Annotated in this window: 22 protein-coding genes and 1 tRNA gene; 14 read left to right on the top strand and 9 right to left on the bottom strand. The window is 70.9% G+C overall.

The window, feature by feature from the left end:
* Nucleotides 1–32 precede the first annotated feature (32 nt).
* A complete protein-coding gene (locus tag Q9R20_RS09235) occupies nt 33–659 on the top strand; it encodes a hypothetical protein (protein ID WP_311249073.1) in 627 nt (208 codons plus the stop codon).
* Here Q9R20_RS09235 and Q9R20_RS09230 read toward each other — a convergent pair.
* Complete coding sequence (locus Q9R20_RS09230; protein WP_311249072.1) at nt 656–1,726, bottom strand: tyrosine-type recombinase/integrase; 1,071 nt, start codon at nt 1,724–1,726, stop codon at nt 656–658. The two genes, Q9R20_RS09235 and Q9R20_RS09230, sit on opposite strands and share 4 nt — an antisense overlap.
* A gap of 226 nt (nt 1,727–1,952) precedes the next feature.
* Between Q9R20_RS09230 and Q9R20_RS09225 the strand changes: the two genes are divergently transcribed.
* A tRNA-Arg gene (locus tag Q9R20_RS09225) sits at nt 1,953–2,052 on the top strand.
* A gap of 97 nt (nt 2,053–2,149) precedes the next feature.
* On the opposite strand, the gene Q9R20_RS09220 is transcribed toward Q9R20_RS09225, so the two are convergent.
* Nucleotides 2,150–2,776 carry an asparagine synthase gene (locus Q9R20_RS09220; protein ID WP_311249071.1) on the bottom strand — a complete coding sequence of 209 codons (627 nt, stop codon included), beginning with the start codon at nt 2,774–2,776 and terminating at the stop codon, nt 2,150–2,152.
* A gap of 42 nt (nt 2,777–2,818) precedes the next feature.
* Nucleotides 2,819–3,247, bottom strand: coding sequence for a YdeI/OmpD-associated family protein (locus tag Q9R20_RS09215; RefSeq protein ID WP_311249070.1), 429 nt, complete (start codon nt 3,245–3,247; stop codon nt 2,819–2,821).
* A gap of 252 nt (nt 3,248–3,499) precedes the next feature.
* Between Q9R20_RS09215 and Q9R20_RS09210 the strand changes: the two genes are divergently transcribed.
* The 4 genes from Q9R20_RS09210 to Q9R20_RS09195 all read left to right on the top strand — a co-directional run bounded on the left by Q9R20_RS09210 (nt 3,500) and on the right by Q9R20_RS09195 (nt 5,964).
* Nucleotides 3,500–3,910: a DUF4383 domain-containing protein gene (locus Q9R20_RS09210; protein ID WP_264631631.1), complete on the top strand. Its 411-nt coding sequence runs from the start codon at nt 3,500–3,502 to the stop codon at nt 3,908–3,910.
* A 2-nt stretch (nt 3,911–3,912) separates the two neighbouring features.
* Entirely contained in the window at nt 3,913–4,437 is a 525-nt protein-coding gene (locus tag Q9R20_RS09205) for a hypothetical protein (RefSeq protein ID WP_311249069.1), read from the top strand.
* Between the two features lie 136 nt (nt 4,438–4,573).
* Entirely contained in the window at nt 4,574–5,407 is an 834-nt protein-coding gene (locus Q9R20_RS09200; RefSeq protein WP_396653681.1) for an oxygenase MpaB family protein, read from the top strand.
* The gene (locus Q9R20_RS09195) at nt 5,404–5,964 is read left to right on the top strand and encodes a DUF1992 domain-containing protein (protein WP_311249067.1); all 561 of its coding nucleotides are present in this window, start codon (nt 5,404–5,406) and stop codon (nt 5,962–5,964) included. The genes Q9R20_RS09200 and Q9R20_RS09195 overlap by 4 nt, the downstream gene beginning before the upstream one ends.
* Nucleotides 5,965–5,999: 35 nt before the next feature.
* On the opposite strand, the gene Q9R20_RS09190 is transcribed toward Q9R20_RS09195, so the two are convergent.
* On the bottom strand, nt 6,000–6,830 hold the full coding sequence (locus Q9R20_RS09190; RefSeq protein WP_311249066.1) for an aldolase/citrate lyase family protein: 831 nt from the start codon (nt 6,828–6,830) through the stop codon (nt 6,000–6,002).
* On the bottom strand, nt 6,827–8,278 hold the full coding sequence (locus Q9R20_RS09185) for a cation:dicarboxylate symporter family transporter (RefSeq protein ID WP_311249065.1): 1,452 nt from the start codon (nt 8,276–8,278) through the stop codon (nt 6,827–6,829). Before Q9R20_RS09185 ends, Q9R20_RS09190 begins: the two co-directional genes overlap by 4 nt.
* Before the next feature lie 113 nt (nt 8,279–8,391).
* Between Q9R20_RS09185 and Q9R20_RS09180 the strand changes: the two genes are divergently transcribed.
* From Q9R20_RS09180 to Q9R20_RS09170, 3 genes are all read left to right on the top strand, one after another.
* Entirely contained in the window at nt 8,392–10,017 is a 1,626-nt protein-coding gene (locus Q9R20_RS09180) for an ATP-binding protein (RefSeq protein ID WP_311249064.1), read from the top strand.
* Nucleotides 10,014–10,697 (top strand): response regulator, encoded by a 684-nt coding sequence (locus tag Q9R20_RS09175; RefSeq protein ID WP_311249063.1) that lies wholly within the window; start codon nt 10,014–10,016, stop codon nt 10,695–10,697. The genes Q9R20_RS09180 and Q9R20_RS09175 overlap by 4 nt, the downstream gene beginning before the upstream one ends.
* 353 nt (nt 10,698–11,050) lie before the next feature.
* On the top strand, nt 11,051–11,410 hold the full coding sequence (locus tag Q9R20_RS09170) for a GIY-YIG nuclease family protein (protein WP_311249062.1): 360 nt from the start codon (nt 11,051–11,053) through the stop codon (nt 11,408–11,410).
* Nucleotides 11,411–11,454: 44 nt separating this feature from the next.
* Here the strand turns inward: Q9R20_RS09170 and ald are convergent, their stop codons facing one another.
* A complete protein-coding gene (gene ald / locus Q9R20_RS09165; protein WP_311249061.1) occupies nt 11,455–12,540 on the bottom strand; it encodes an alanine dehydrogenase in 1,086 nt (361 codons plus the stop codon).
* 155 nt (nt 12,541–12,695) lie between these two features.
* On the opposite strand from ald, the gene Q9R20_RS09160 reads away from it, so the two are divergent.
* Nucleotides 12,696–13,169 (top strand): Lrp/AsnC family transcriptional regulator, encoded by a 474-nt coding sequence (locus Q9R20_RS09160; RefSeq protein ID WP_311249060.1) that lies wholly within the window; start codon nt 12,696–12,698, stop codon nt 13,167–13,169.
* A gap of 82 nt (nt 13,170–13,251) precedes the next feature.
* On the opposite strand, the gene mmuM is transcribed toward Q9R20_RS09160, so the two are convergent.
* From mmuM to Q9R20_RS09145, 3 genes are all read right to left on the bottom strand, one after another.
* A complete protein-coding gene (mmuM, locus tag Q9R20_RS09155; RefSeq protein WP_311249059.1) occupies nt 13,252–14,106 on the bottom strand; it encodes a homocysteine S-methyltransferase in 855 nt (284 codons plus the stop codon).
* Nucleotides 14,103–14,609, bottom strand: coding sequence for a MarR family transcriptional regulator (locus Q9R20_RS09150; protein ID WP_311249058.1), 507 nt, complete (start codon nt 14,607–14,609; stop codon nt 14,103–14,105). Before Q9R20_RS09150 ends, mmuM begins: the two co-directional genes overlap by 4 nt.
* A 430-nt stretch (nt 14,610–15,039) precedes the next feature.
* On the bottom strand, nt 15,040–16,047 hold the full coding sequence (locus tag Q9R20_RS09145; RefSeq protein WP_311249057.1) for a LacI family DNA-binding transcriptional regulator: 1,008 nt from the start codon (nt 16,045–16,047) through the stop codon (nt 15,040–15,042).
* A gap of 175 nt (nt 16,048–16,222) precedes the next feature.
* Between Q9R20_RS09145 and Q9R20_RS09140 the strand changes: the two genes are divergently transcribed.
* From Q9R20_RS09140 to Q9R20_RS09125, 4 genes are read left to right on the top strand one after another with little or no spacing between them, the layout of a single operon-like run.
* Nucleotides 16,223–17,509: an extracellular solute-binding protein gene (locus tag Q9R20_RS09140; RefSeq protein WP_311249056.1), complete on the top strand. Its 1,287-nt coding sequence runs from the start codon at nt 16,223–16,225 to the stop codon at nt 17,507–17,509.
* Nucleotides 17,510–17,520: 11 nt separating this feature from the next.
* On the top strand, nt 17,521–18,534 hold the full coding sequence (locus Q9R20_RS09135) for a sugar ABC transporter permease (RefSeq protein WP_311249055.1): 1,014 nt from the start codon (nt 17,521–17,523) through the stop codon (nt 18,532–18,534).
* On the top strand, nt 18,531–19,406 hold the full coding sequence (locus Q9R20_RS09130) for a carbohydrate ABC transporter permease (protein WP_311249054.1): 876 nt from the start codon (nt 18,531–18,533) through the stop codon (nt 19,404–19,406). Before Q9R20_RS09135 ends, Q9R20_RS09130 begins: the two co-directional genes overlap by 4 nt.
* Nucleotides 19,407–19,412: 6 nt before the next feature.
* A complete protein-coding gene (locus Q9R20_RS09125) occupies nt 19,413–21,797 on the top strand; it encodes a glycoside hydrolase family 3 N-terminal domain-containing protein (protein ID WP_311249053.1) in 2,385 nt (794 codons plus the stop codon).
* Nucleotides 21,798–21,887 lie beyond the last annotated feature (90 nt).

Below are 21,887 nucleotides of genomic sequence, written 5' to 3'. Positions count from 1 at the left end.
TAGGCTGTGGCCGTGAGCGACGGAGAGTACGGGTGAGCGACGCAGAGCCGAATCAGTTTCAGACGATCCACGAAGAGTCACCCTTCCCGGATCAGTACGAAGCCGAGTGGGCGCAGGTAGAGCGTTTCATCGGGCGGTACATCATCGACTGGAACCACATCGAGTTCTTCCTGTCGATGGGCATCGCGGCGAAGGCCCGAGGCGTACCCAACCTGCAACGCGCGCTCACGACTCAACCGGCGCGGAGCAAGATCGACTTCCTGAGGGGGATACTCCCGTCGACCTGGGATGAGGGTGAACGGCTCATCGCTCACCTGGAGGAAGGCAACTCCTTCCGTAATGCGCTGGCCCACTCCAGCTTGGCCATGGGGGGCTTCGACGGCACACGCCAGCGAGGTTGGCATCTGTGGAACGTCAAGGGAAGGGACGCACGTCTAGACCTCCCCCACGAAGTGCGCGCGGATCGACTCGCCCGGGTAGCCGTTCTGAAACAGGCGGTCATGGCGCTCATGCATGACGGCTACATGACCGCTGACATCGACCCGAACACCCTCTCGTTAGCCGAACGAGTCCTGCGCGCCCCGGGGGGATGGAGCACTCGCAAGGACTGGGAACTCTTCCGCGAGACCGCGCTCAGCATGTTCCCGCCGGCGAGCTAGTTCCTGTCGGTGCCCGTCGTGGCCTCGATGGCCGTCACGTTCGACGGCTTCGGCGCGGGGAGGGTGGGCATGCGGTCGGCAAGCTCGGCGGAGCGGTCATTGACGCGGTGTAGATAGTGCTCCACCGTCGTCCGCACATTCGCATGGCCCATGGCATCCCGAACCTCGAGAGGCAATGCGCCCGCGGCCATCAGGTGCGAGGCGGAGAAGTCGCGGAGGTCGTGTTCGCGAACCCGGCCACGTACACCGGCTGCATCCTGGGCGGGCACCCATGAGTCATCGAACGCGCTGTCGTGTATGAACTCGGAGCGCCCGTTCGGGGGGAATATCAGGGAGCCGTCGAACTCCCCGACGTACGCAGTGAAGTGGTCGTCGATGACCGTAATCATCCAGGCCGGGAGCGTGACCGCGCGGATGCCCTTGCTGCTCTTCGGCGGGCCGTCAATCCACGCCTCCCCCGTCACATACTGGGCCTGCCGCGTCACAGCGACGGCGTAACGCCCGTCGATGAGGGTGAGACCGCTACGTCGCAGGGCGCGCCACTCAGACAGGCGCAGGCCCCCGTACGCGGCGATCAGAACCCCAAGCTTGAACCGAGCATCGACGTGCTGGTGCGTGATGGCCAACTCTTCGACGGTGGGCGGGCGGAACGTCTTCCCCGCGGAGGTCTTCGTGAGCTTGGCCGACACAGGGTTCACCTGCACGATGCCGTCTTCCTCGGCTGTGGTGAAGATCGCACGCAGTAGACGTGCCTCGGCGGCTGCTGCGGTCTTACCCACGGTCATGCGGTCGGCGTGCCATGTGCGGACGCGGGCGGGCGTGATGGCCGTAAGGGCGTCGTCGGCGAAGACGGAGAGGCCCTTCGCGAGTTGCCTCTCATACTTCACGCGCGTCTTGGGGCGGAGGGGTTCGCCCTTCGAGGTGGCGCGCTGGGAGACCCAGGTCGCGGCGTATTGCCCGAACGTCTCCGCGGCGAGCGCTTTCGGGTTTTTCCAACGTCCCGCGATGATGTCGCTGCGCTGACTCGACAGCCATGTTCGTGCGACGGCCTTCGTGTCGAACGTCATCGGCGCGCAGTACCGCACGCCCTCGTGCAAGTAGCTGGCCTGCCACCGGCCATTCGCGCGCTGACGGAGGGTGCCCCGATCCTCGCGGTTCGCCTTGTAGTTTCGCGGCTCCGTCATGGCGTCCCCTCTGATGGCTTGGGCATTCTGTGGGCATTCCAGAATGTCCAAACGAGTCCACAGGCGTCCGTACGATCAGAAGGTCTATAACTGAAGTTCGCGAATTTACGGGTCTGAGCGCGGCATTATCAGCGGCGACCGGATGCCCACGTGAGTGCAGCATCTGACTACGGATCAGAAGGTTAGGGGTTCGAGTCCCTTCGGGCGCACACTGTGTTGAGACAGTGACAAGCCCCGGCCGTGAGGAAACTCCGGCCGGGGCTTCTTCCGTTCCCGGGAGTGCCCGCACACGGCGGAGAGCGCGCCTCAGCGCGACGCGGATTTCTTCTTACGCCTCTCCTCCGACGCGACGGCGTCGGCGTCTTCGTCGCGTTCGGCCGCCGCTTTCTCTTTCGCCCGGCGCTTGGCCTGCGAGGCGAGGCGAGCGAGGTCGACCATGCGGAGGGCGTCCATGCGCGCCTTACGCATCTGCGCGTACTCCGGATCGGCATCCGCGGTCATGCCTTCGACGTCGAGTCGCTGGCTGAGGTTGGCCTCGACGTCTCCCCATGCGGCGATGCGCGCGTCGGCGACGAGTTCTTTCACCCGCTCGGGGTCGTCGGCGAGCAGGCGCAGTTCTTTCGCGACGCCGCGCGACTGCTTCGCCCGGCGACGCAGGTTGCGCGTGTCGCGATCACGGTAGTCGTGAGTGCCCGAGGAGTCCGAGAAGCGACCCCACGCGCGCTTGCGCTGGTGGGTGACCCGCTCGGCCGCCTGGTCCTGCTCATCGGCCAGCGCGCTCAGCGTGGTGCGCGCGAAGTCGGCGAAGACGTCGCCGTCGAACTGGCCCCCGCGGGCGATGGTCTCGACGAGGATGCGGTTGCGCACCGCGAGACGCGCTGCCGCGATCGCGATCGACAGCCCCTCGGCGATGGCCTCTTTCGTGCGCCCCACGTGACCTCCCGTCCCAGGCTATCGCCCGGGGCGTCGCCGCGCTCAGCCGAGCTTCGCCACGACGGCCGCCACGCGACGGGCACGGGTCTCGGCCGCCTTCGAGGACTCGACCTGGGTGACGTGCGCCTTGCGCGCGCTGGGCGACAGCGCATCGAACGCCTCACGCACGCCGGACTCGGCGAGGGCGCTCGCGAGATCTTCGGGCACCTCGACGGTGCGCGGAGCGGTGTCGAGGATGAGGTCGACCGAGATCGGGTCGCCCCCGGACAGCCCGGTGGCGGCCCTCTTGTCGGCGGAGAAGGGGATGAGGAAGCGCCCGCCCATGACGCCGATCGTGCTGGCGTAGACGTAGCCGTTCACATCGACGGTGACAGCGGCGCGTTTCCCGCCACCCAGCTCCTCGACGACCTCGGGCGGGACCTCGATGCCGGTGTTGTTCCCCATCTGCGACAGGGTCGTGTCGAAACGCATGAGCAGAGTGTGCCAGAGCGCCGCGCTAGGTGAACAGTGCGAGAAGCGCAATCCCCTCCGCGCGTGTGCGTGTCTGCCCTAACGTCATGGGTGTTGCGGAGGGCCTCGGAGAGTACTCGGGGGCCTTCTGTCGTATCCGGGGTTCTACCGGAATGCGAGCATGCACGCAAAGGCCAATCCGAAACAGGGCTTACCTCCGAAGATATGGAGAGGCGGCCGGACGGTCGCTGCCAACACACTGGGAGGTTCATCATGAGCTCATCGCCCAACCGCATCGTGGCCACCGTCTTCGGTGCCGTCTACCTTCTCGTCGGTCTGCTCGGCTTCGCCGTCACCGGCGGCGTCGGATTCATCGCCACCGAGGGCGGACTGCTCCTCGGCATCTTCGCCGTCAACCCGCTGCACAACATCGCCCACCTCCTCATCGGTGCCGCGCTGCTGGTCGCGGGCCTCGCGAACGCGCGTGCCGCGAAGGGCGTCAACACCACGGTCGGTGCCGTCTACCTGCTGCTCGGTATCGTCGGCTTCTTCCTGGTCGGAACCGCCGCGAACATCCTCGCGCTGAACACCGCCGACCACTTCCTGCACCTCGCCAGCGCCGTCGTGCTGCTGGGTGTCGGCCTCGGCACCGAGCGCAACGTCCCGCGTACCGCGGCGGTCTGATCGTGACCGCTGCGACCTTCACGAGGTCGTGGCCCTCCGTATCCGCGTGGGGGGCCGGCCTCATCATCGCCGCCCTCGGCGCGGGTGCGATCGTCCGTTCCGATTCCGGGGCCGCCGCGAGCGGCCTCGGAATCGGAATGGTGGTCCTCGGGCTGGCGTCGCTCGCGTGGGGCGCCGCCACCCTCTCGACGGGACGCCTCGTCGTCCCCCGAGTCGCTCTCGGCGGAGCTCTCGCCGCTCTCGCCGCCACCACGGCGTTGATGTTCGTCGCTTCGGCGCACACGAGCATCATCGGTGTGGCCGCGGCATCCCTCCTGCTCGTCGTGGTGGGAGCCACCACCGCCGTGCACCTGCGTCGCCGCGCTCCGCAGAACCGCCGCAGCGCCCAGCCGATGAGCGTCACCGGACTGCTCGTGGCTGCGGCCGTCATCGCGGTCCTCGTGACGCCGGCCCTCGGCGCGACCCAGGATGCGGTCCTCCTCCGCGACGACGGCACGGTCCCGGTCGTCACCCACGACGGACATTGAGCCCGCTCCCAGCGCCCGCCCTCTCAGACGGTGGCACGCTGGAAGGGTGACCGACGCGACGATCTCCTCGACACCGGCCTGGGTCCAGTCGCTGCGCGGCAAGATCCTCGTCGCGCTGGCGGGCGACCCGACCGGCATGGCCCCGTACGTGCGCGCCATCGCCGACGGCGACGACACCGGCTACTTCGTCGAGAACGGCCCCGCGTGGACCGTGCACGCCGGAATGGGGACGCTGGTGGCCGGCATCCGGGCCCTGCTCCTGCAGGCGCTGCACCCCGGAGCCCTCGCGGGCGTCCACGACTGGTCGCGCTACCGCGAGGACCCCATCGGACGCCTGACGGGCACCGTGCGCTGGGTCATCACCCTGACGTACGGCTCGAAGACCCAGGCGGATGCCGAGACCGCACGCGTCGGTCGATTCCATCGCCGGGTGAAGGGCGAATACCGCGCCGGCGACGGGTCCGAGCGGGCCTACACCGCCGAGGCCGCCGACCTCGTGCGCTGGGTGCACCTGGCCTTCACCGACGCGTTCCTCGCCGGGCACGAGGTGTCGCGCACGCCGATCCCCGGCGGTCCCGACGCGTACGTCGCCGATTGGGCGACCGCGGGCCGGCTCATGCGCGTGGTCGACCCGCCCCTGACACGCGCGGCGCTGCGGGCGGAGATCGACGGGTTCGCCGACCGCGGGGAACTCCGCGGTGACGAGCGCGTGGCCGAGGTGGTCTCGTTCCTGCGCAAGCCGCCGTTCCCCGGGCTCATGGGCTTGTCGTACCGGGTGCTGTTCGCCGCCGCTGTCGCGACCATCCCCCGCCGCTACCGCGTGATGCTCGGCGTGCGTCGCTGGCCGCTGCCGGTGCTGACCCTCACGCGGGTCATCCTGCGCATCACCGAGCGCGCCCTCGGCTCGGGTCCGCGCGCTCAGGACATGGCCCGGCAACGGCTGCGGAGGCTCGAGAGCGAGACGGCATGAGCGACGACCCCCGCCAGTCCGCCGAGCGCTACCGGCTCGACCGCGCTCTGCGCGAGAACGGCCTCGAGCCGGAGCCGCAGGCGGAGGGGCCGGCGCGCGGATCGACGGCGGCGGAACGGGCCGCCTTCGTCGAGACCTCGATCCAGCAGGCGATCCGGCGCGGAGAGTTCGACGGCCTTCCCGGGGCCGGCAAGCCCCTGCCGGATCTCGGCGGATCGCACGACCCGGACTGGTGGATCCGTCGGAAGATCGAGACCGAGCAGCTCACCGGCCTCGGCCCGCCCGCTCTGACGCTGCGCGTCGAGCACGCGGAGATCGCGCAGAGGATGGATGCCATCGCCCACGAGGCCGACGTCCGCGAAGCCCTCGAGGACTTCAACCGCCGGGTGCTCGAGGCGCGCCGCCAGTTGCTCGGCGGCCCTCCGGTGGTCACCCCGACGGTGGATGTGGATGCCGAGGTGGCGGCGTGGATCGAGCGACGGCGGGTGCGCGAGGAGGCGGCGGCGATCACCGCGCCGACGCGCCGACGGCGCCGGTGGCTCGGCCGACGGAGCTGAGAACCGGCCTCCAGGACGAGGCGGACGGGGCCGCGTCAGAGCGCGGCCAGAGCCTCGGCGCGCTGCACCAGCGCCCGCGCTCGAGCGAGGGTCGGCGCGTAGGACCCGTCGACCGGGCCGTCCGGCGTCGACGACAGCAGGGACCGCGCCGCCTCCACGTCGACCGGCGACGGCGTGAAACCTGCGTGGGCGCCGGGGACGGCGGCATCCTGGAGCGCGAGAGTCCCCGTGAATCCCATCGCGACGGCGTGCACCGCGGCGTCGCGAGCCTGATCGACCGGACCGCAGGGGCCGTCGATGGGACCGGCGATGCCCGCGGCCGCCGAGGCCACCACGAGCTGCGCGCGCGGCCACGACAGGGCGATGCGGTCGGCCGCCATGCCCGTGTCGCGACGGAAGTCGCCGGTGCCGAAGGCCAGGCGACGCGTCGCCGGGTGGGCGGCGATCGCCGGGGCAGCCAGGAGCGCCGCGGCCGACTCGACCATGGCGACGATCGGCGTTCCCGGGGGGAGGGATGCCGCGACGTGAGCGACGTCGGCGGGCCCGGCGCACATGGCCAGGACGACGCAGGCGAGGCGGTCGTCGAGCTCGCGTCCGAGGGCGAGGTCGGCCTCTCCGTCGCGGGTCCCCGCCGCGCTGATGCGCAGCCACACCGGCGCCTCGTCGGCGGCCGCGCGGGCCCGGTCACGCCCCTCGGCCTTGCGGCCGGCGGGCAGGCCGTCCTCGAGATCGAGCACGAGGACGTCCGCCGCGGTCTCGAGCCCGCCCGCGAGAGGCGAGCGGAGCATCCAGGTGCGCGCGAGGTCGACGCGCGCGGGGGCGGGGGCGGCCGAAGCCGCCCCCGCCGGGGTGTGCGCGATGGTCACGAACGGCTCCGAGCCGCCGCCTCCGCCTCCGCCTTGGCACGGAAGGCGTCGAGCGTGTTCGTGTCGACGGTGGTGGGGCCGGCCCCGACCTCTGCCGAGGCGAGCTCCTTGGCATCCGCAGCCTTGCTGACCGAACCGTGATCGTCGCCGGTCAGCAGGTTCTCGTCGAACGGGATGTTGCCGGCGAGCACCTCGCGGACGCGCTGTCCGTCGTACTCCTTGGTCCACGCGCCGATCAGCATGGTCGCCACCGCGTTGCCGGTGAAGTTGGTGACGGCGCGGGCCTCGGACATGAAGCGGTCGATGCCGACGATCACGCCGACGCCGTTGACGAGGTCGGGGCGGTAGGCCGAGAGGCCACCGGCGAGCGTCGCCAGACCCGCACCGGTCACGCCGGCCGCGCCCTTGGAGGCGATGATCATGAAGATCATGAGGCCGATCTGCTCCGGGATCGACATCGGCGAGCCCATGGCCGAGGCGATGAACAGCGACGCCATGGTCAGGTAGATCGCGGTGCCGTCGAGGTTGAAGGAGTAACCGGTCGGAACCGTGATGCCGACGACCGGCTTGGACACGCCCAGGTGCTCCATCTTGGCGATCAGGCGGGGCAGGGCGGCCTCGGACGAGGAGGTGCCGACGATGAGCAGGTACTCGCGGCCCAGGTACTTCATCAGCGTGAAGATGTTGACGCGGGTGACGGCGTACAGGAGCGTGCCGAGGACGCCGACGATGAACACGAAGCACGTGAGGTAGAACGCGCCCATCAGGATGCCGAGGCTGATGACGGCCGCGAAACCGGTCTTGCCGACGACGGCGGCGATCGCGCCGAAGGCACCGATCGGGGCGAGCCACAGGATCATGCCGAGGATGCGGAAGACCAGAACCTGGAAGTTGCGGATCGCGTCGACCATCTGCGCACCGCGCTCGCCCATGCGCTGCAGGGCGAAGCCGACGAGCAGGGCGATGAAGAGCACCTGGAGGATGCTGCCGCCGGTGAAGGCGGAGAAGAACGTCGTCGGGATGATGCCGAGGATGAACTCCTGGGTGGTGGTGGGCTCGGCCGACGACTCGTAGGTCGCGCCGGCGATGTTGAGGCCCTCACCGGGGTGGATGATGTTGCCGACGATGAGGCCGATGATCAGCGCGAACGACGACATGACCAGGAAGTAGACCATCGCCAGGCCGCCGATCTTGCCGACCGTGGACGCCTTGGCGATCGAGCCGATGCCGACGACGATCGTGCAGAAGATCACCGGGGCGATCATCATCTTGATCAGGCTGACGAAGCCCTTGCCGATCGGCTCGAGCGTGGTCGCGAACGCGGGAGCGACGAGACCGACGACGATACCGCCGACGACGGCGATGATGACCGAGATGTACAGCCAGTGGTTGCGATCGATCTTCTTACGCGGACGACCGTCGCGCGTGGTGCGGAGTGACAGAGCCATCAGGGGATCCCCTTTTCTAACGCCTTCGTTGAGTCCGGCGGGGGCGCCGGTCGATGTGACGACTTTGATCGAGGCGGGACGAGGGGACCACTTGTGGTCGTATTGTTCACGGCATGAGCGAGAAAGGACGAGGGATGCGATTGAGCGTGGGCGGCCGCCTGGCTCTCGTGTCGCTCGGGGTCGTCGTGCTGGTCGCCGGCGTGCTCGCCGCCCTGCTCTCGGTGCAGCTGAGCGACTCGGGGCAGCGCGAGGCCGCGCAGGTGACCCGCTCGGTGGCCGAGACCCTCGCCCACGAACCCGAGGTGGCCGCCTTCGTCGCCGCTCGCGACTCCGACGCCCTGCAGCCGATGGTGGAGCAGATCCTGCCCGACGCGGCGCTTTCCTTCGTCACGATCATGACGCCCGACGGCATCCGGCTCACCCACCGCAACCGCTCCGAGATCGGCCTGCCGTACCAGGGGTCTCGAGACGAGGCCCTGGCGGGAGAGAGCTACACCGAGGTGTACGAGGGCACGCTCGGGCCGTCCGTGCGCACGATCGTGCCCATCCGCGACGGGGGCGACGAGAACGGCCCCATCGTGGGACTCGTCGCCGTCGGCGTGACGCTCGGCGCCGTGCAGCAGGACCTCGCCGCCCGCGTGCCGCTGATCGTCGCGGCATCCGCCGCCATCGTCGGCTTCGGCGTGCTGGGGGCCCTCTACGTCCGGCGCAGCGCGCGGCGGGTGACCGGTTCGTACACGCCGAGCGAGCTGTCGCGACTGGTGGAGAGCTACGAGACGGTGCTGCACTCGCTGCGCGAAGGGCTCGTCGTGACCGACCGTGACGGGCAGATCGTGCTCTACAACGACGAGGCCGCCGACCTCCTGGGGCTCCCGCCCGCGACCAGCGGACAGACCTCGCTCGACCCCCGCGACACCGACATGGACGCCACGCTGGCCGAGGCGATCGCCACGGGGAGACGCATGGTCGAGGAGACGGTCGTCAACGGCGAGCGCGTGCTGCTGGTCAACCAGGAGGAGTCGCGCGATCTCGCCGGGCGCCGCGCCCCCGAACGCGGTCGCGTCATGACGTTGCGCGACCGGTCCGAGCTGCAGGCGCTGCTGGGCGAGCTGGAGGGCGTGCGCACCCTCAGCGACACCCTGCGGTCGCAGACGCACGAGCACGGCAATCGCCTGCACGCGCTGCTGGCGCTGCTGGAGCTCGGGCGCATCGACGACGCACGGCGGTTGATCGTGGCATCCACGGGGGAACGCCAGGAACTCGCCGACCGCCTCGTCTCGGACGAGGACGACGCCGTCGTCGTGGCGCTGCTGCTCGGCAAGCTCGACGAGGCCGCCGAACGGGGCGTGCGCCTCGACCTCGACATCGTCGAACCCGCCCCGGCCGTTCCGTTGACCGCTCCCGAGGCGGTGACCGTGGTCGGCAATCTCGTCGACAACGCCCTAGATGCCGCGTCCGCGGGCGCCGAGCCCCGCTGGGTGCGCGTGAGCCTCCGTGAATCCGGGGGCGACGCCGTGCTCGAGGTCGCCGACAGCGGAGCCGGCTTCGACCCCGCACTGGGCGACCCCTTCGTCTACGGCGCGTCGACGAAGACGGCGCACGTTCCCGGGGGACGCGGCGTGGGCCTCGCTCTCGTGCGGGACATCGTCGCCGCCCGCGGTGGGACCCTGCAGCTGACCGCCGCCCCGACGGCCGTGCGCGTGTTCCTGCCGGTCGTCGCGGAAGCGGTGACCCCGTGATCCGCGTGCTCGTCGTCGACGACGACGCCCTCGCCCTCGAGCTGCACAGCGCCTACGTCGAGCGGGTGCCCGGATTCGAGGTCGCCGGGCAGGCATCGGGGGCGCGCGCGGCGATCACCGCCGTCGCCGACCCCGAGCGCCGGATCGATCTGGTGCTGCTCGACATGACCATGCCCGACGGCAACGGCCTCGACGTCGCGCGGCGGCTGCGGGCGATGGGATCCGGCGTCGACATCATCGCCGTGACCGCGGTCCGGGATGCCGCGACCGTCCGCGCCGCGGTGTCGATCGGCGTCGTGCAGTACCTCATCAAGCCGTTCGCGTTCACCGCTTTCCGCGAACGGCTCGACGCCTACCGCACCTACGTCGAGGGGCTCGACCGCGCTGCCGGGGAGGCGACGCAGTCCGAGGTGGACGCGCTGTTCGGGTCGCTGCGCACCGTGGCGGCCCCCGTCCTGCCGAAGGGGCTGAGCGAGGAGACGCTGCAGGCCGTCGCGGAACGTGTTCGCACGGCGGAGGGGGCGGTGTCGTCGACCGAGGTGGGCGAGCACGAGGGGATGTCGCGGGTCACCGCGCGGCGATATCTCGAGCACCTCGCCGACGTCGGGCGGGTGCGCCGTGTCCCCCGCTACGGCGGCCAGGGCCGCCCCGAGATCACCTACGCCTGGGTGCGGGGGTAGGGCGTCGACGACGTCCGCGAGGTCCCTGAGCCTGTCGAAGGGACCGGAGATTTCGACAAGCTCAGCCTCCTGCGCCCCCGAAAACCCGGAGCGAACGCGACCACCCACGCCTCGCGAGGTCCCTGAGCCTGTCGAAGGGACCGGAACCCGCGACCACGCCTCGCGAGGTCCCTGAGCCTGTCGAAGGGACCGGAGACTTCGACAAGCTCAGCCTCCTGCGCCCCCGAAAACCCGGAGCGAACGCGACCACCCACGCCTCGCGAGGTCCCTGAGCCTGTCGAAGGGACCGGGACCCGGGCGACGTTTCCCACAGGGTTCGCCGCGCAGGATCGTCGCGCTGGCAGGATCGGCGGATGCCCTGGACCTACATCCTCGAATGCCGCGGCGGGTCCCTCTATGTCGGCAGCACCGGCCGAGAACTCGAGAGCCGCGTGTGGGAGCACAACAACGACGACGAGATGGCGGCATCCTTCACCCGCAGACGGAGGCCCGTGCGGCTCGTATACGCAGAGTGGTTCGACGCGGTCGAGCTGGCCTTCCTCCGGGAGAAGCAGCTCCAGGGCTGGCGACGCGAGAAGAAGCTCGCGCTCATCGCCTCCCGCGGAGCAGACCTCCCGAGGCTTGCGCAATCTGGTCCAGGATCGGTGACTTCGACAGGCTCAGCCACCTCCGCCGAAGCACCGATAGGCACGGGATCCGGAAACGACCGGTGACTTCGACAGGCTCAGCCACCTCCGCCGTGCAGAGGTCCGATGGCTCAGAGGGAGAAAGCGGCGCGGACGCCCTCGTTGACGACCTCGCCGGCGCGGACGTTCAAGCCCTTCGCGAGGGCGGGGTCGGCGGATGCCGCGGCCTCCCAGCCCTGATCGGCGATGCGCAGGATGTACGGCAGGGTGGCGTTCGACAATGCGCGCGTCGAGGTGTGGGGCACGGCGCCGGGCATGTTCGCGACGCAGTAGTACAGCGCCTCGTGCACGCGGAACGTGGGCGCGTCGTGGGTGGTCGGGCGCGAGCCCTCGAAGCAGCCGCCCTGGTCGATGGCGATGTCGACGAGCACGGCGCCCGGCTTCATCGCGGCGACCATCTCGTCGGTGACGAGCTTGGGCGCGGCGGCACCGGGAATGAGCACCGAGCCGATCACGAGGTCGGCGTCGGCGAGCTGCTCCGCGATCTCGAGGCGGGTCGAGGCGCGGGTCTCGATCGCGCCGCCGAAACGCTCCTCGAGCTGACGGAGCTTGGGCAACGAGATGTCGACGACGGTCACACGGGCGCCGAGACCGAGGGCGTTCGCCGCGGCGTGCTCGCCCGCGACACCGCCGCCGATCACGACGACCTTCGCGCGCGGCGTACCCGGCACACCGCCGGGGAGCAGCCCGCGACCGCCCGAGGCGCGCAGCAGGTGGTGCGCGCCCTCGATGATCGACAGGCGTCCGGCGACCTCGCTCATCGGCGCGAGCAGCGGCAGCGCGCGATCGGCGGTCTGCACGGTCTCGTACGCGACCGCGGTGGTCCCCGCGGCCACGAGCGCGTCGGTCAGCGGCCGGTCGGCGGCGAGGTGCAGGTAGGTGAAGAGGGTCAGATCGTCGCGGAGGAAGGCGTATTCAGGCGCGATCGGCTCCTTGACCTTGACCAGCAGCTCGGCCCGCGCCCACGTCTCTTCCGCGGTGGCGACGACCTCGGCCCCGGCCGCGCGGTACTGCTCGTCCGAGAAGCCGCTCCCCTCGCCTGCCCCGGCCTGGACGACCACCTCGTGACCGCGGTGCACGAGGGCGTCGACACCCGCGGGGGTCATCGCGACGCGGTTCTCGTTGTTCTTGATCTCGGTCGGCACACTGACGCGCATGGGTTCCTCCTCGAGCGGATGAGCGTTGCGGAGAGAATCGCAGAAATGTTTGTTTCGGTGGCGTAACCCCGATGATCCTTCGGGTCTGATGGCATGCAGGGCGATATCATCGGATGCCGGGGGCTTTCCCGATCCCCGGACGCGAAGGATCTGCGATGGCCGACGACGACCTCCACCCGCTCGACGCGCGGATCATCGAGCTGCTCTCAGCCGACGCCCGGATGACGAACGCCGCCCTCGCCGAGGCGCTCGGGGTCGCGGCATCCACCGCCCACACCCGTCTGCGCGCGCTCGTCGACCGCGGGCTCATCACCGGCTTCCACGCCGCCGTCGACCAGAGCAAGCTCGGGCGGGGGCTGCAGGCGATCGTGGGGGTGACGCTGCGCCCGGGGCAGCGACAGGAGAGCATCCGCGCCTTCGCCCACGAGATCCGTCGTCACCCCGACGTGATCCAGCTGTTCTTCCTCGGCGGGGCCGACGACTTCCTCGTGCACATCGCGGTCGACGATTCGTCGGCGGTCCGCCGGTTCGTCGTCGACCACCTCTCGGCGCGGCACAGCGTGGCATCCACGCGCACGAGCATCATCTTCGAGTACCACCGCAACGCCCTGGCGGCGGACTTCGACTGATCGCGACACCCCGCGTGAGTCGCCAGGAATTGTCGCTTCGCGGCACGCGGAGGCGACAATTCCTGGCGACTCACGCGAGGGATCAGCGGACGGCAGCCGCGATCGCGGCGATGTCGGCCGGGGTCGAACGGCAGCAGCCGCCGACCAGGCGCGCCCCGGCGGCGACCCACGAGGGCACCTCGTCGGCCAACGGGGCGGCACTGCCGTGCCAGGTGCGGGTCGCGGCATCCCACCGCTCCCCCGTGTTCGGATACGCCACGAGCGGCACGTCGGGAGCCTCGGCGAGCGCGGCGGTGACCGTCGCGGGGGCGCAGCAGTTGACGCCGACGGCCAGCACGTTCGGGACGGATGCCGCCGTGCGCAGCGCCTCGGCTCGGGATTCGACCGCTGCGAAACCGGTGCTGTCGGCCGAGACGCTCACGAACGCCGGCAGCCCCAGCTCGGCGAGCTCGAGCGCCAGGGCCTCGACCTCGAGAGGAGAGGGGATTGTCTCGATCGCGAGCACGTCGGCGCCCGCGTCCGCAAGGATGAGCAGGCGCCGCCGGTGCAGCGCGCGCAGCTCGGCAACGCTCAACCCGTAGTCCCCGGTGTACTCGCTGCCGTCGGCGCGAAGCGCCCCGATCGGACCCACGGATGCCGCGACGACGACATCGCCCGCCTCGCGCGCGAGCGACACCGAGCGGCGCAGCAGCGTCTCGACCTCGGCATCCGGGATCGATCCGCCGACGTTCAGCTGGTACGAGGCGGTGATGACCACCTCGGCTCCCGCGGCAACGAACTCGGCGTGGGCGGCGCGGACCTCGTCGGGGTCGTCGCGCAGGACGCGGGCGGACCACAGCGCCGAGGTGACGTCGTTACCGCGGGCCTCGAGCAGGGTGCCGAGCCCGCCGTCGAGAACGACGGGGCGCTGCGCCACCGTCGCGGCGAGGTCGATCACGCCTCGTGCGTCTCGCCCGCGGCGAGCACCCGCAGCGCACTCGCGAGCAGCGCCTGGTCGGCGCGGCTCACGTCGCGAAGCGCCTCGGCCTCGAGGCGTACGAGCTCGGTCATCGCGGCATCCACGCGTTCGATGCCCTCGGGCGTGATCGCGACGAGGATCGCGCGCCCGTCGGACGGATTCGGGCGACGGTGCACGAGCCCGCGCTCGGCGAGCTTGTCGAGGCGATTGGTCATCGCGGCGCTGCCGATCATCGTGGCCGTGATCAGACGCGTCGCGCTCAGCTCGGTGCCCGCGCGGCGGAGCACGGCGAGCACGTCGAACTCCCACACGGCGATTCCGGCGCTCGCGAACGCCTTCGCGCGGAGCTTCGACAGGTGGAACGCCGCACGGCGCAGCCGCGACATCACGTCGAGGGGCGTCAGGTCGACGTCGGGCAGGAGCTGCGACCATGCGTCGATGAGGAGGTCGACCTCGTCGTCTTTGCTGCTCGCGGTAGGCATTCTTCGACGGTACCGGAGCCGCGGGGTGGTGCGGCGCGCGGCGGGGTGTGCGCCGGCCGAACTCCTGAGAAAGCGCGCGGGTCCGGGCGCGGGGCCGCTTTTCGGGGTAGCCGGGACCGGGTGCGTGCGCCGGCCGAACTCCTGAGAAAGCGCGCGCCCCGGGCGCGGTGGCCCCCGACCGGGCCGGGGGGGCGGGCGCCGCGCGCCAGCCGAACTCCGGAAGACCCGGCAGCCCCCGTGCAACCGCAACCGCCGGGGCCCTGGTGAGGGCGGGCCCTCCACGCCCCATCGGCGGGAAGCAGGAGTTGCGCGAGACACAGGTCCGCAGACACCTCAGGAGGTGCGCGAGCCGCGGAGCGCGGGCTCAGGAGTTGCGCGAGACACAGGTCCGCAGACACCTCAGGAGGTGCGCGAGCCGCGGAGCGCAGGCTCAGGAGTTGCGCGAGCGCGGCGGGGCCGTCGTGCCGCGCGCGACGAGGCGCGTGGGGAGCTCGATGTGGGTCTCGGGTAGCGTCTCGCCGGCGAGCAGGGCCAAGACCATGCGCACCGCCTCGGCGCCGAGCCGCTTCATCGGCTGACGCACCGTCGTGAGCGCCGGCTGGGCGCGAGCCGCCTCGGGCACATCGTCGAAACCCACGACGGACAGGTCATCGGGCACCCGCAGCCCTCGCGCGGCGGCGACCTCCACGATCGACAACGCCGACAGGTCGTTCGCGGCGAACACAGCCGTGGGCGGATCGTCGAGCGCGAGCATCGTCTCGGCGGCCTCGCGCGCGACGTCCTGCTCGTAGCGACCCACGCCCACCAGCGCGGGGTCGAAAGGGATGCCGGCGGCCGCCAACCCCGCCCGGTACCCCGACGCGCGGGCCACCGCCGACCGCAGATCCGGCCGACCCGCGATGAAGCCGATGCGGCGGTGTCCGAGCTGCACGAGATAGTGCACGGCCTGCTGGGCGCCGGTGTAGCTGTCGGATTCCACCGTCGGCACGTCTCCCCGCCCGGTGTGCGGGTCGATCGCGACGATCGGCACGTCGCTCGAGACGTTGACCACCGTGGGGGTGACGATGATCGCCGCGTCGATGAGGGTACCGCTCAGGCGGCTCAGCGAACGCCGCTCCCAGCCCTCGCCGTCGCGGCGTGCGCCGGTGTAGGCGAGCAGGTCGTAGCCGGTGTCCGACAACGCTCCACCCACGCCCTTGAGGATCTCCGCCGAGAACGGCTCGATGTCGGCGACGAGCACGCCGATCACGCCCGTGCGCCGCGAGCGCATGCTGCTGGCGACCAGGCTCGACTCGTAGCCGAGCGTCTTCACGGCGTCGAGGACCCGCCCCACCGTCTCGGGGGAAACCCCGTAGCGGCCGTTCACGGCCTTCGACACCGTGGCTACCGACACACCGGCCGCCGCGGCGACGTCGTGGATGGTCGTTCGCCTGGTCATGGCATCCGACCCTAGCGTGGAAATCATTTTCGAAAACGTTTGACGACGACGCAGAGCCCGCGCGACACTGCTCACACCTCGGCGGGCAGCAGACCCCGAGAAGCGCACGAACGGCGAAGCAGCCGCACACCGACGCGTCCCACGGCGCACCTCGACGAAGAGAAACGGGAATCACATGAACACGCGCAAGATCCTCGCCGCCGCGGCCCTCGCCGCCGCCGGCACCCTCGCCCTCGGCGGCTGCGCCGGAGGCGGCGGAGGGCAGAACGCCGACGGCTCCGTCACCCTGACGCTGTGGCACAACTCCACCACCGGCGACGGCAAGCAGTACTGGGAGGACACCGCCGCGGCCTTCGAAGCGGCCAACCCCGGCGTCACCATCGAGATCCAGTCCCTCCAGAACGAGGAGATGGACGGCAAGCTGCAGACCGCCCTCAACGCCGGCGACGCCCCCGACCTGTTCATGGCGCGCGGCGGCGGCAAGCTCGCCGACATCGTCAAGGCCGGGCAGGCGATGGACCTCACCGACAAGATCGACGCGGATGCCAAGACCGCCCTCGGCACCTCGCTCGGCGCCTTCGAGGTGGACGGCAAGAACTACGGCATGCCCGTCGCCGTGCTCCCCTCCGGCATCTTCACCTCGCAGGACCTGCTGACCGCCGCCGGCGTCACGGCCGCGCCCGCCACGATCAGCGACCTGGAGGCCGCGAACACGAAGATCCGCGCGACCGGCGTCGCCCCCATCGCCGTCGGCGCCAAGGACGCGTGGCCCGCCGCGCACTGGTACTACAACTTCGCGCTGCGCGCCTGCTCCAAGGACGTCCTGGATGCCGCGGCCGAGAGCCGCAGCTTCGACGACCCGTGCTGGCTCGAGGCGGGCGAGAACCTGCAGTCGTTCCTGCAGACGCAGCCGTTCAACGAGGGCTTCCTCACCACCGCCGCTCAGCAGGGTGCCGGATCGTCGGCGGGTCTGCTCGCCAACCACCAGGCCGCCATGGAACTCATGGGCGCGTGGAACCCCGGCGTGATCGCCTCTCTCACGCCCGACGAGCAGCCGCTCGCGGACCTCGGCTGGTTCCCGTTCCCTGAGGTCCCCGGCGGTGACGGTGAAGAGGGCGCCATCATGGGCGGCGTCGATGGGTACTCGTGCTGGGTGAACGCCCCCGCGCAGTGCACCGACTTCCTGAACTTCCTGGTGAACCAGGAGAACCAGGAGCGCTACGCCGACGCCTTCCAGACGATCCCCGCCTCCAGCGAGGCGACGGGCGCCGTCACCACGCCCGCCCTGCAGTCGGCGCTCGAGGCCTACACCGCCGCCCCGTACGTCTCGGTGTGGCTCGACACCCTCTACGGCCAGAACATCGGCAACGCGTTGAACGTCGCCGTCGTCGACCTGTTCGCCGGCAAGGGCAGCCCGCAGGGCATCGTCGACGCCGTCAATGCGGCCGCCGCGCGCTCCTGAGGACACCGCACATGACCAGCCAACTCGCCGCCCAGGCGACGGAGGCCGGGGCTCGCCGCCCGGTCGAGGAGGGCGCCACCCGCGCCCCCTCGGCCGGGCGGCCGCCCGTGCGGCGCCGTCGGGAGAACTGGCGGATCCGCGGCGAGCTCGCGATCCTGCTGGGCCCCGCGCTCGTGGTGTTCGTCTCGTTCGTCATCCTGCCGGTGGCCCTCGCCGCCTACTACGGCTTCTACAGCTGGTCGGGCTTCGGCACCCCCGCCGAGGTCGTCGGCATCCGGAACTACGTCACGATCCTCACCGACCCCGCCTTCCACGAGGCGCTCGGACACAACGCGTTCATCGTCATCGGATCCCTCGTGCTGCAGGGCCCGCTCGCGCTCGGACTCGCCCTGCTGCTGAACCGCAAGATGCGGGCGCAGTCCCTCATCCGCGTGCTCATCTTCGTGCCCTACGTCATCTCGGAGGTCGTCGTGGGCCTCGGCTGGGGCCTCATGCTGCAGTCGGGCGGCGCGCTGAACGGGGCGCTCGAGAAGATCGGGCTCGGTGCCCTCCGCGCCGACTGGATCTCCGACCCGGCGCTGGCAATCTGGACGCTGCTCATCATCATCACGTGGAAGTACATCGGCTTCGCCGTGATCCTCTTCCTCGCCGGACTCCAGGGCATCCCGGAAGAGCTCAGCGAGGCCGCCGCGATCGACGGCGCGTCCTACTGGCAGATCCAGCGGCACATCGTGCTGCCGCTGATGGGCCCGACCATCCGCATCTGGGCGTTCCTGTCGATCATCGGCTCGCTCCAGCTGTTCGACCTCGTCTGGATCATCTGGGGCCAGTACGTGGCCTCCACCGCGGGCACCTCCACCATGGCCACCTACATGGTCGCCAACGGCCGCAACGCCGGCAGCTTCGGCTACGGCTCGGCGGTGGCCGTGGTGATGTTCCTCATCTCGCTCGCCGTCGCGCTCGTCTACCAACGGTTCGTGCTGCGCCGCGACACCGCCGGCGCCGTCACGGGAGGCTCGAAATGACCGCCACCGCCACGCTCGTGACCCCGCGGACTCCCCGTCGGCGTCCCGCCGGATCGACCCGCGGGTCTTCGGTGCTCGTCGGCTTCGTCGCGCTGCTGCTCATCGGCATGATGCTCGCGCCGGTCGTGTACATCATCCTCGGCGGCTTCCGCTCGAACGCCGAGATCACGGTCGACCCGGCTGGATTCCCGACCGTCTGGAACTGGCAGAACTACTCCGACGTGCTCGGCAGCAGCGTGTTCTGGGGCCAGGTCGCCAACTCCGCGATCGCCGCGATCGCGACGACCGTCTTCGTCGTGGCGCTCGGTCTCATGGCCGCCTACGCCCTCTCGCGCTACCGCTTCCGCGGCCGCGGCGCCGTGTACGCGCTGTTCACGGCCGGGCTCATGTTCCCGATGACCGTCGCGATCACCCCGTTGTACATCCTCGTGCGCAGCCTCGGCCTCATGAACTCGCTCGCCGGTGTGATCGTGCCGCAGATCGCGTTCGCGCTCCCGTTGACGATCATCATCCTGTCGCCGTTCCTCGCCGCCATCCCGAAGGAGCTGCAGGAAGCGGCATCCATCGACGGCCTCGGCCGGCTCGGGTTCTTCTGGCGCATGGTGCTGCCGCTCGCCGTCCCCGCGGTCGTGACCGTCGGCATCCTGGCCTTCGTCAACAGCTGGAACTCGTACATGCTCCCGCTGTTCATCCTCAACAACGAGGCCGCCTACACGCTGCCGCTGGGCACCCAGGCGTTCGCCTCGCAGTACTCCGTCGACACGGCGCGCGTGCTGGCATTCACCTCTCTGTCGATGATCCCCGCCCTGCTGTTCTTCAGCGTGTTCGAGCGGCGGATCGTCGGCGGCCTGACCGGCGCCGTGAAGGGCTGATCCACCATGACCATCCACAACACCGACGTCGGTGCTGCCCTGACGCCCGGCTTCTCGCCCCGCGTCCAGGCGCTCGTCGCCGAGATGACCCTCGACGAGAAGCTCGCGCAGCTCGTCGGCTACTGGGTCGACCAGGGCGACGAGGTCGTCGCTCCCCTCTCGGGCGAGAAGGTCACCTCGACCGCCTACACGGATGCCACCGTCCACGGCCTCGGCCACCTCACGCGCGTGTACGGCACCCGGCCGGTCGACCCGATCGAGCGCGCCGAGTGGCTGTGGGGCGAGCAACGACGTCTGCAGAACGAGACGCGCCTGGGCATCCCCGCCCTCGTGCACGAGGAGTGCCTGACGGGGTTCGCGGCCTGGCAGGCGGCGACCTTCCCGACGCCGCTCGCCTGGGGCGCCTCCTTCGATCCGGATGCCGTGGAGCTCATGGCATCCGCCATCGGCCGCTCCATGCGCGACCTCGGTGTACACCAGGGGCTCGCGCCGGTGCTCGACGTCGTGCGCGACGCCCGTTGGGGGCGCGTCGACGAGTGCATCGCCGAAGACCCCTACGTCGTCGGGACCATCGGCACGGCCTACGTCCGCGGACTGCAGGACGCCGGCGTGCACGCCACCCTCAAGCACTTCGTGGGGTACTCCGCCTCGCGCGCCGGGCGCAACCACGCCCCTGTGTCGGCCGGTCGGCGCGAGCTGCAGGACGTGTTCCTGCCCCCGTTCGAGATGGCCGTGCGCGACGGCGGGGTGCGGAGCGTCATGAACTCGTACACCGAGATCGACGGCGTGCCGGTGGCCTCGAACTCCGAGCTGCTGACCGACCTGCTGCGTCGACGCTGGGGCTTCGACGGCACGGTCGTCTCCGACTACTTCGCCGTCGAGTTCCTCCGCTCGATGCACGGAATCGCCGCCGACCGCGGCGAGGCCGCGCAGCTCGCCCTCGAGGCCGGGATCGACGTGGAGCTGCCCGGGCCCGACGCGTATCCGCACCTGGCCGAGCGGGTGGCATCCGGTGCCCTCCCCGAAGCCGTCGTCGACCGTGCCGTCGCGCGGGTGCTCGCGGAGAAGGAGGATCTCGGGCTCCTGGATGCCGACTTCTCCGACGCCCCGACCGCGGTCGACCTCGACGACACGGAGCACCGGGCGCTCGCCCGCCGTCTCGCTCTCGAGAGCGCGGTGCTGCTGCGCAACGACGGGGTGCTGCCGCTGCGCGCGCCGGGACGCATCGCGGTGGTCGGTCCGAACGCCGACAGCGGCGAGGCGCTGATGGGCTGCTACTCCTTCGCGAACCACGTGCTCGCGCACCACCCCGGCGTTCCCCTCGGGTTCTCGCTGCCGACGGTGCGGGAGGCACTGACGGAACGCTTCGGCGAGGTCGCGTACGCGCGCGGCTGTGCGGTCGAAGGCCACGACACCTCCGGCTTCGCGGACGCCGTCGCCGCCGCCCAGGATGCCGACGTCGCGATCGTCGTCGTCGGCGACCGCGCCGGGCTCTTCGGTCGCGGCACCGTCGGCGAGGGCAACGACGCCGACTCCCTCGATCTGCCGGGCGTGCAGCGCCAGCTCGTCGAGGCGGTCGTGGCGACGGGGACCCCCGTCGTGCTCGTGCTGCTGTCCGGGCGCCCCTACGCCCTCGACTGGGCGCTCGACACCGCGGGCGGTCCCGCCGCGGTGCTGCAGGCCTTCTTCCCGGGCGAAGAGGGCGCGCCCGCGCTGGCCGCTCTCCTGGCAGGGGATGCCACGCCCTCGGGGCGCCTCCCCGTCTCGCTCCCCCGCTCCGCCGGCGCGCAACCGTACTCGTACCTGCACCCGATCCTCGGCGGGCCGTCGGGCGTGACGAGCACCGACCCGACGCCCGTGCGGCCGTTCGGGTTCGGGCTGTCGTACACGACGTTCGAACGCGGGGACCTGCGGGTGGACGGGGTCGCGGCGCCCGGAGCGGCACCCGTCGAGGGCGTCGGCCTGAGCGCCGAGCGGGGCGCCGGCGGGCCGGCATCCGGAGCTTCTGCCGAGGTGCGTGCCGGCGACGCGTTCACCGTATCGGCGCGCGTGACGAACACCGGAGACCGGCACGGGGCGGACGTCGTGCAGGTGTACGCGCACCGCGCGGTGGCCAGCGTGACCCGCCCGGTTGCGCAGCTCGTGGCGTACGCGCGGGTCGAGCTCGCGCCCGGCGAGAGCGCCGAGGTGCGATTCACCGTGCCGGCCTCGCGCCTGGCCTACAGCGATCGGGCGATGCGGCGGGTCGTCGAGCCGGGCGAGGTCGAGCTGCGCCTCGGGCCCTCGTGCGCCGAGATCGACGAGGCGGTGGCGCTGCGGATCGTCGGGCCGACGTACGAGCTGGGGGTCGAGGACGCGCGGATCGTCGAGGTCGAGGTGCGGCGGGGCTGACGCCCACCCCTGTCGAGTGTCCAGGACACGCCGCCTCCCGGGGGGCGTGCGGCGTGTCGTGGACACTCGGGCGGGGAACCGCGCGGCGCG

The organism is Microbacterium sp. PRF11, assembly GCF_031844085.1.
Lineage (GTDB): Bacteria > Actinomycetota > Actinomycetes > Actinomycetales > Microbacteriaceae > Microbacterium.
Note: the sequence above shows the minus strand (reverse complement) of the source record. Positions and strands in the feature narration are given on the sequence as shown.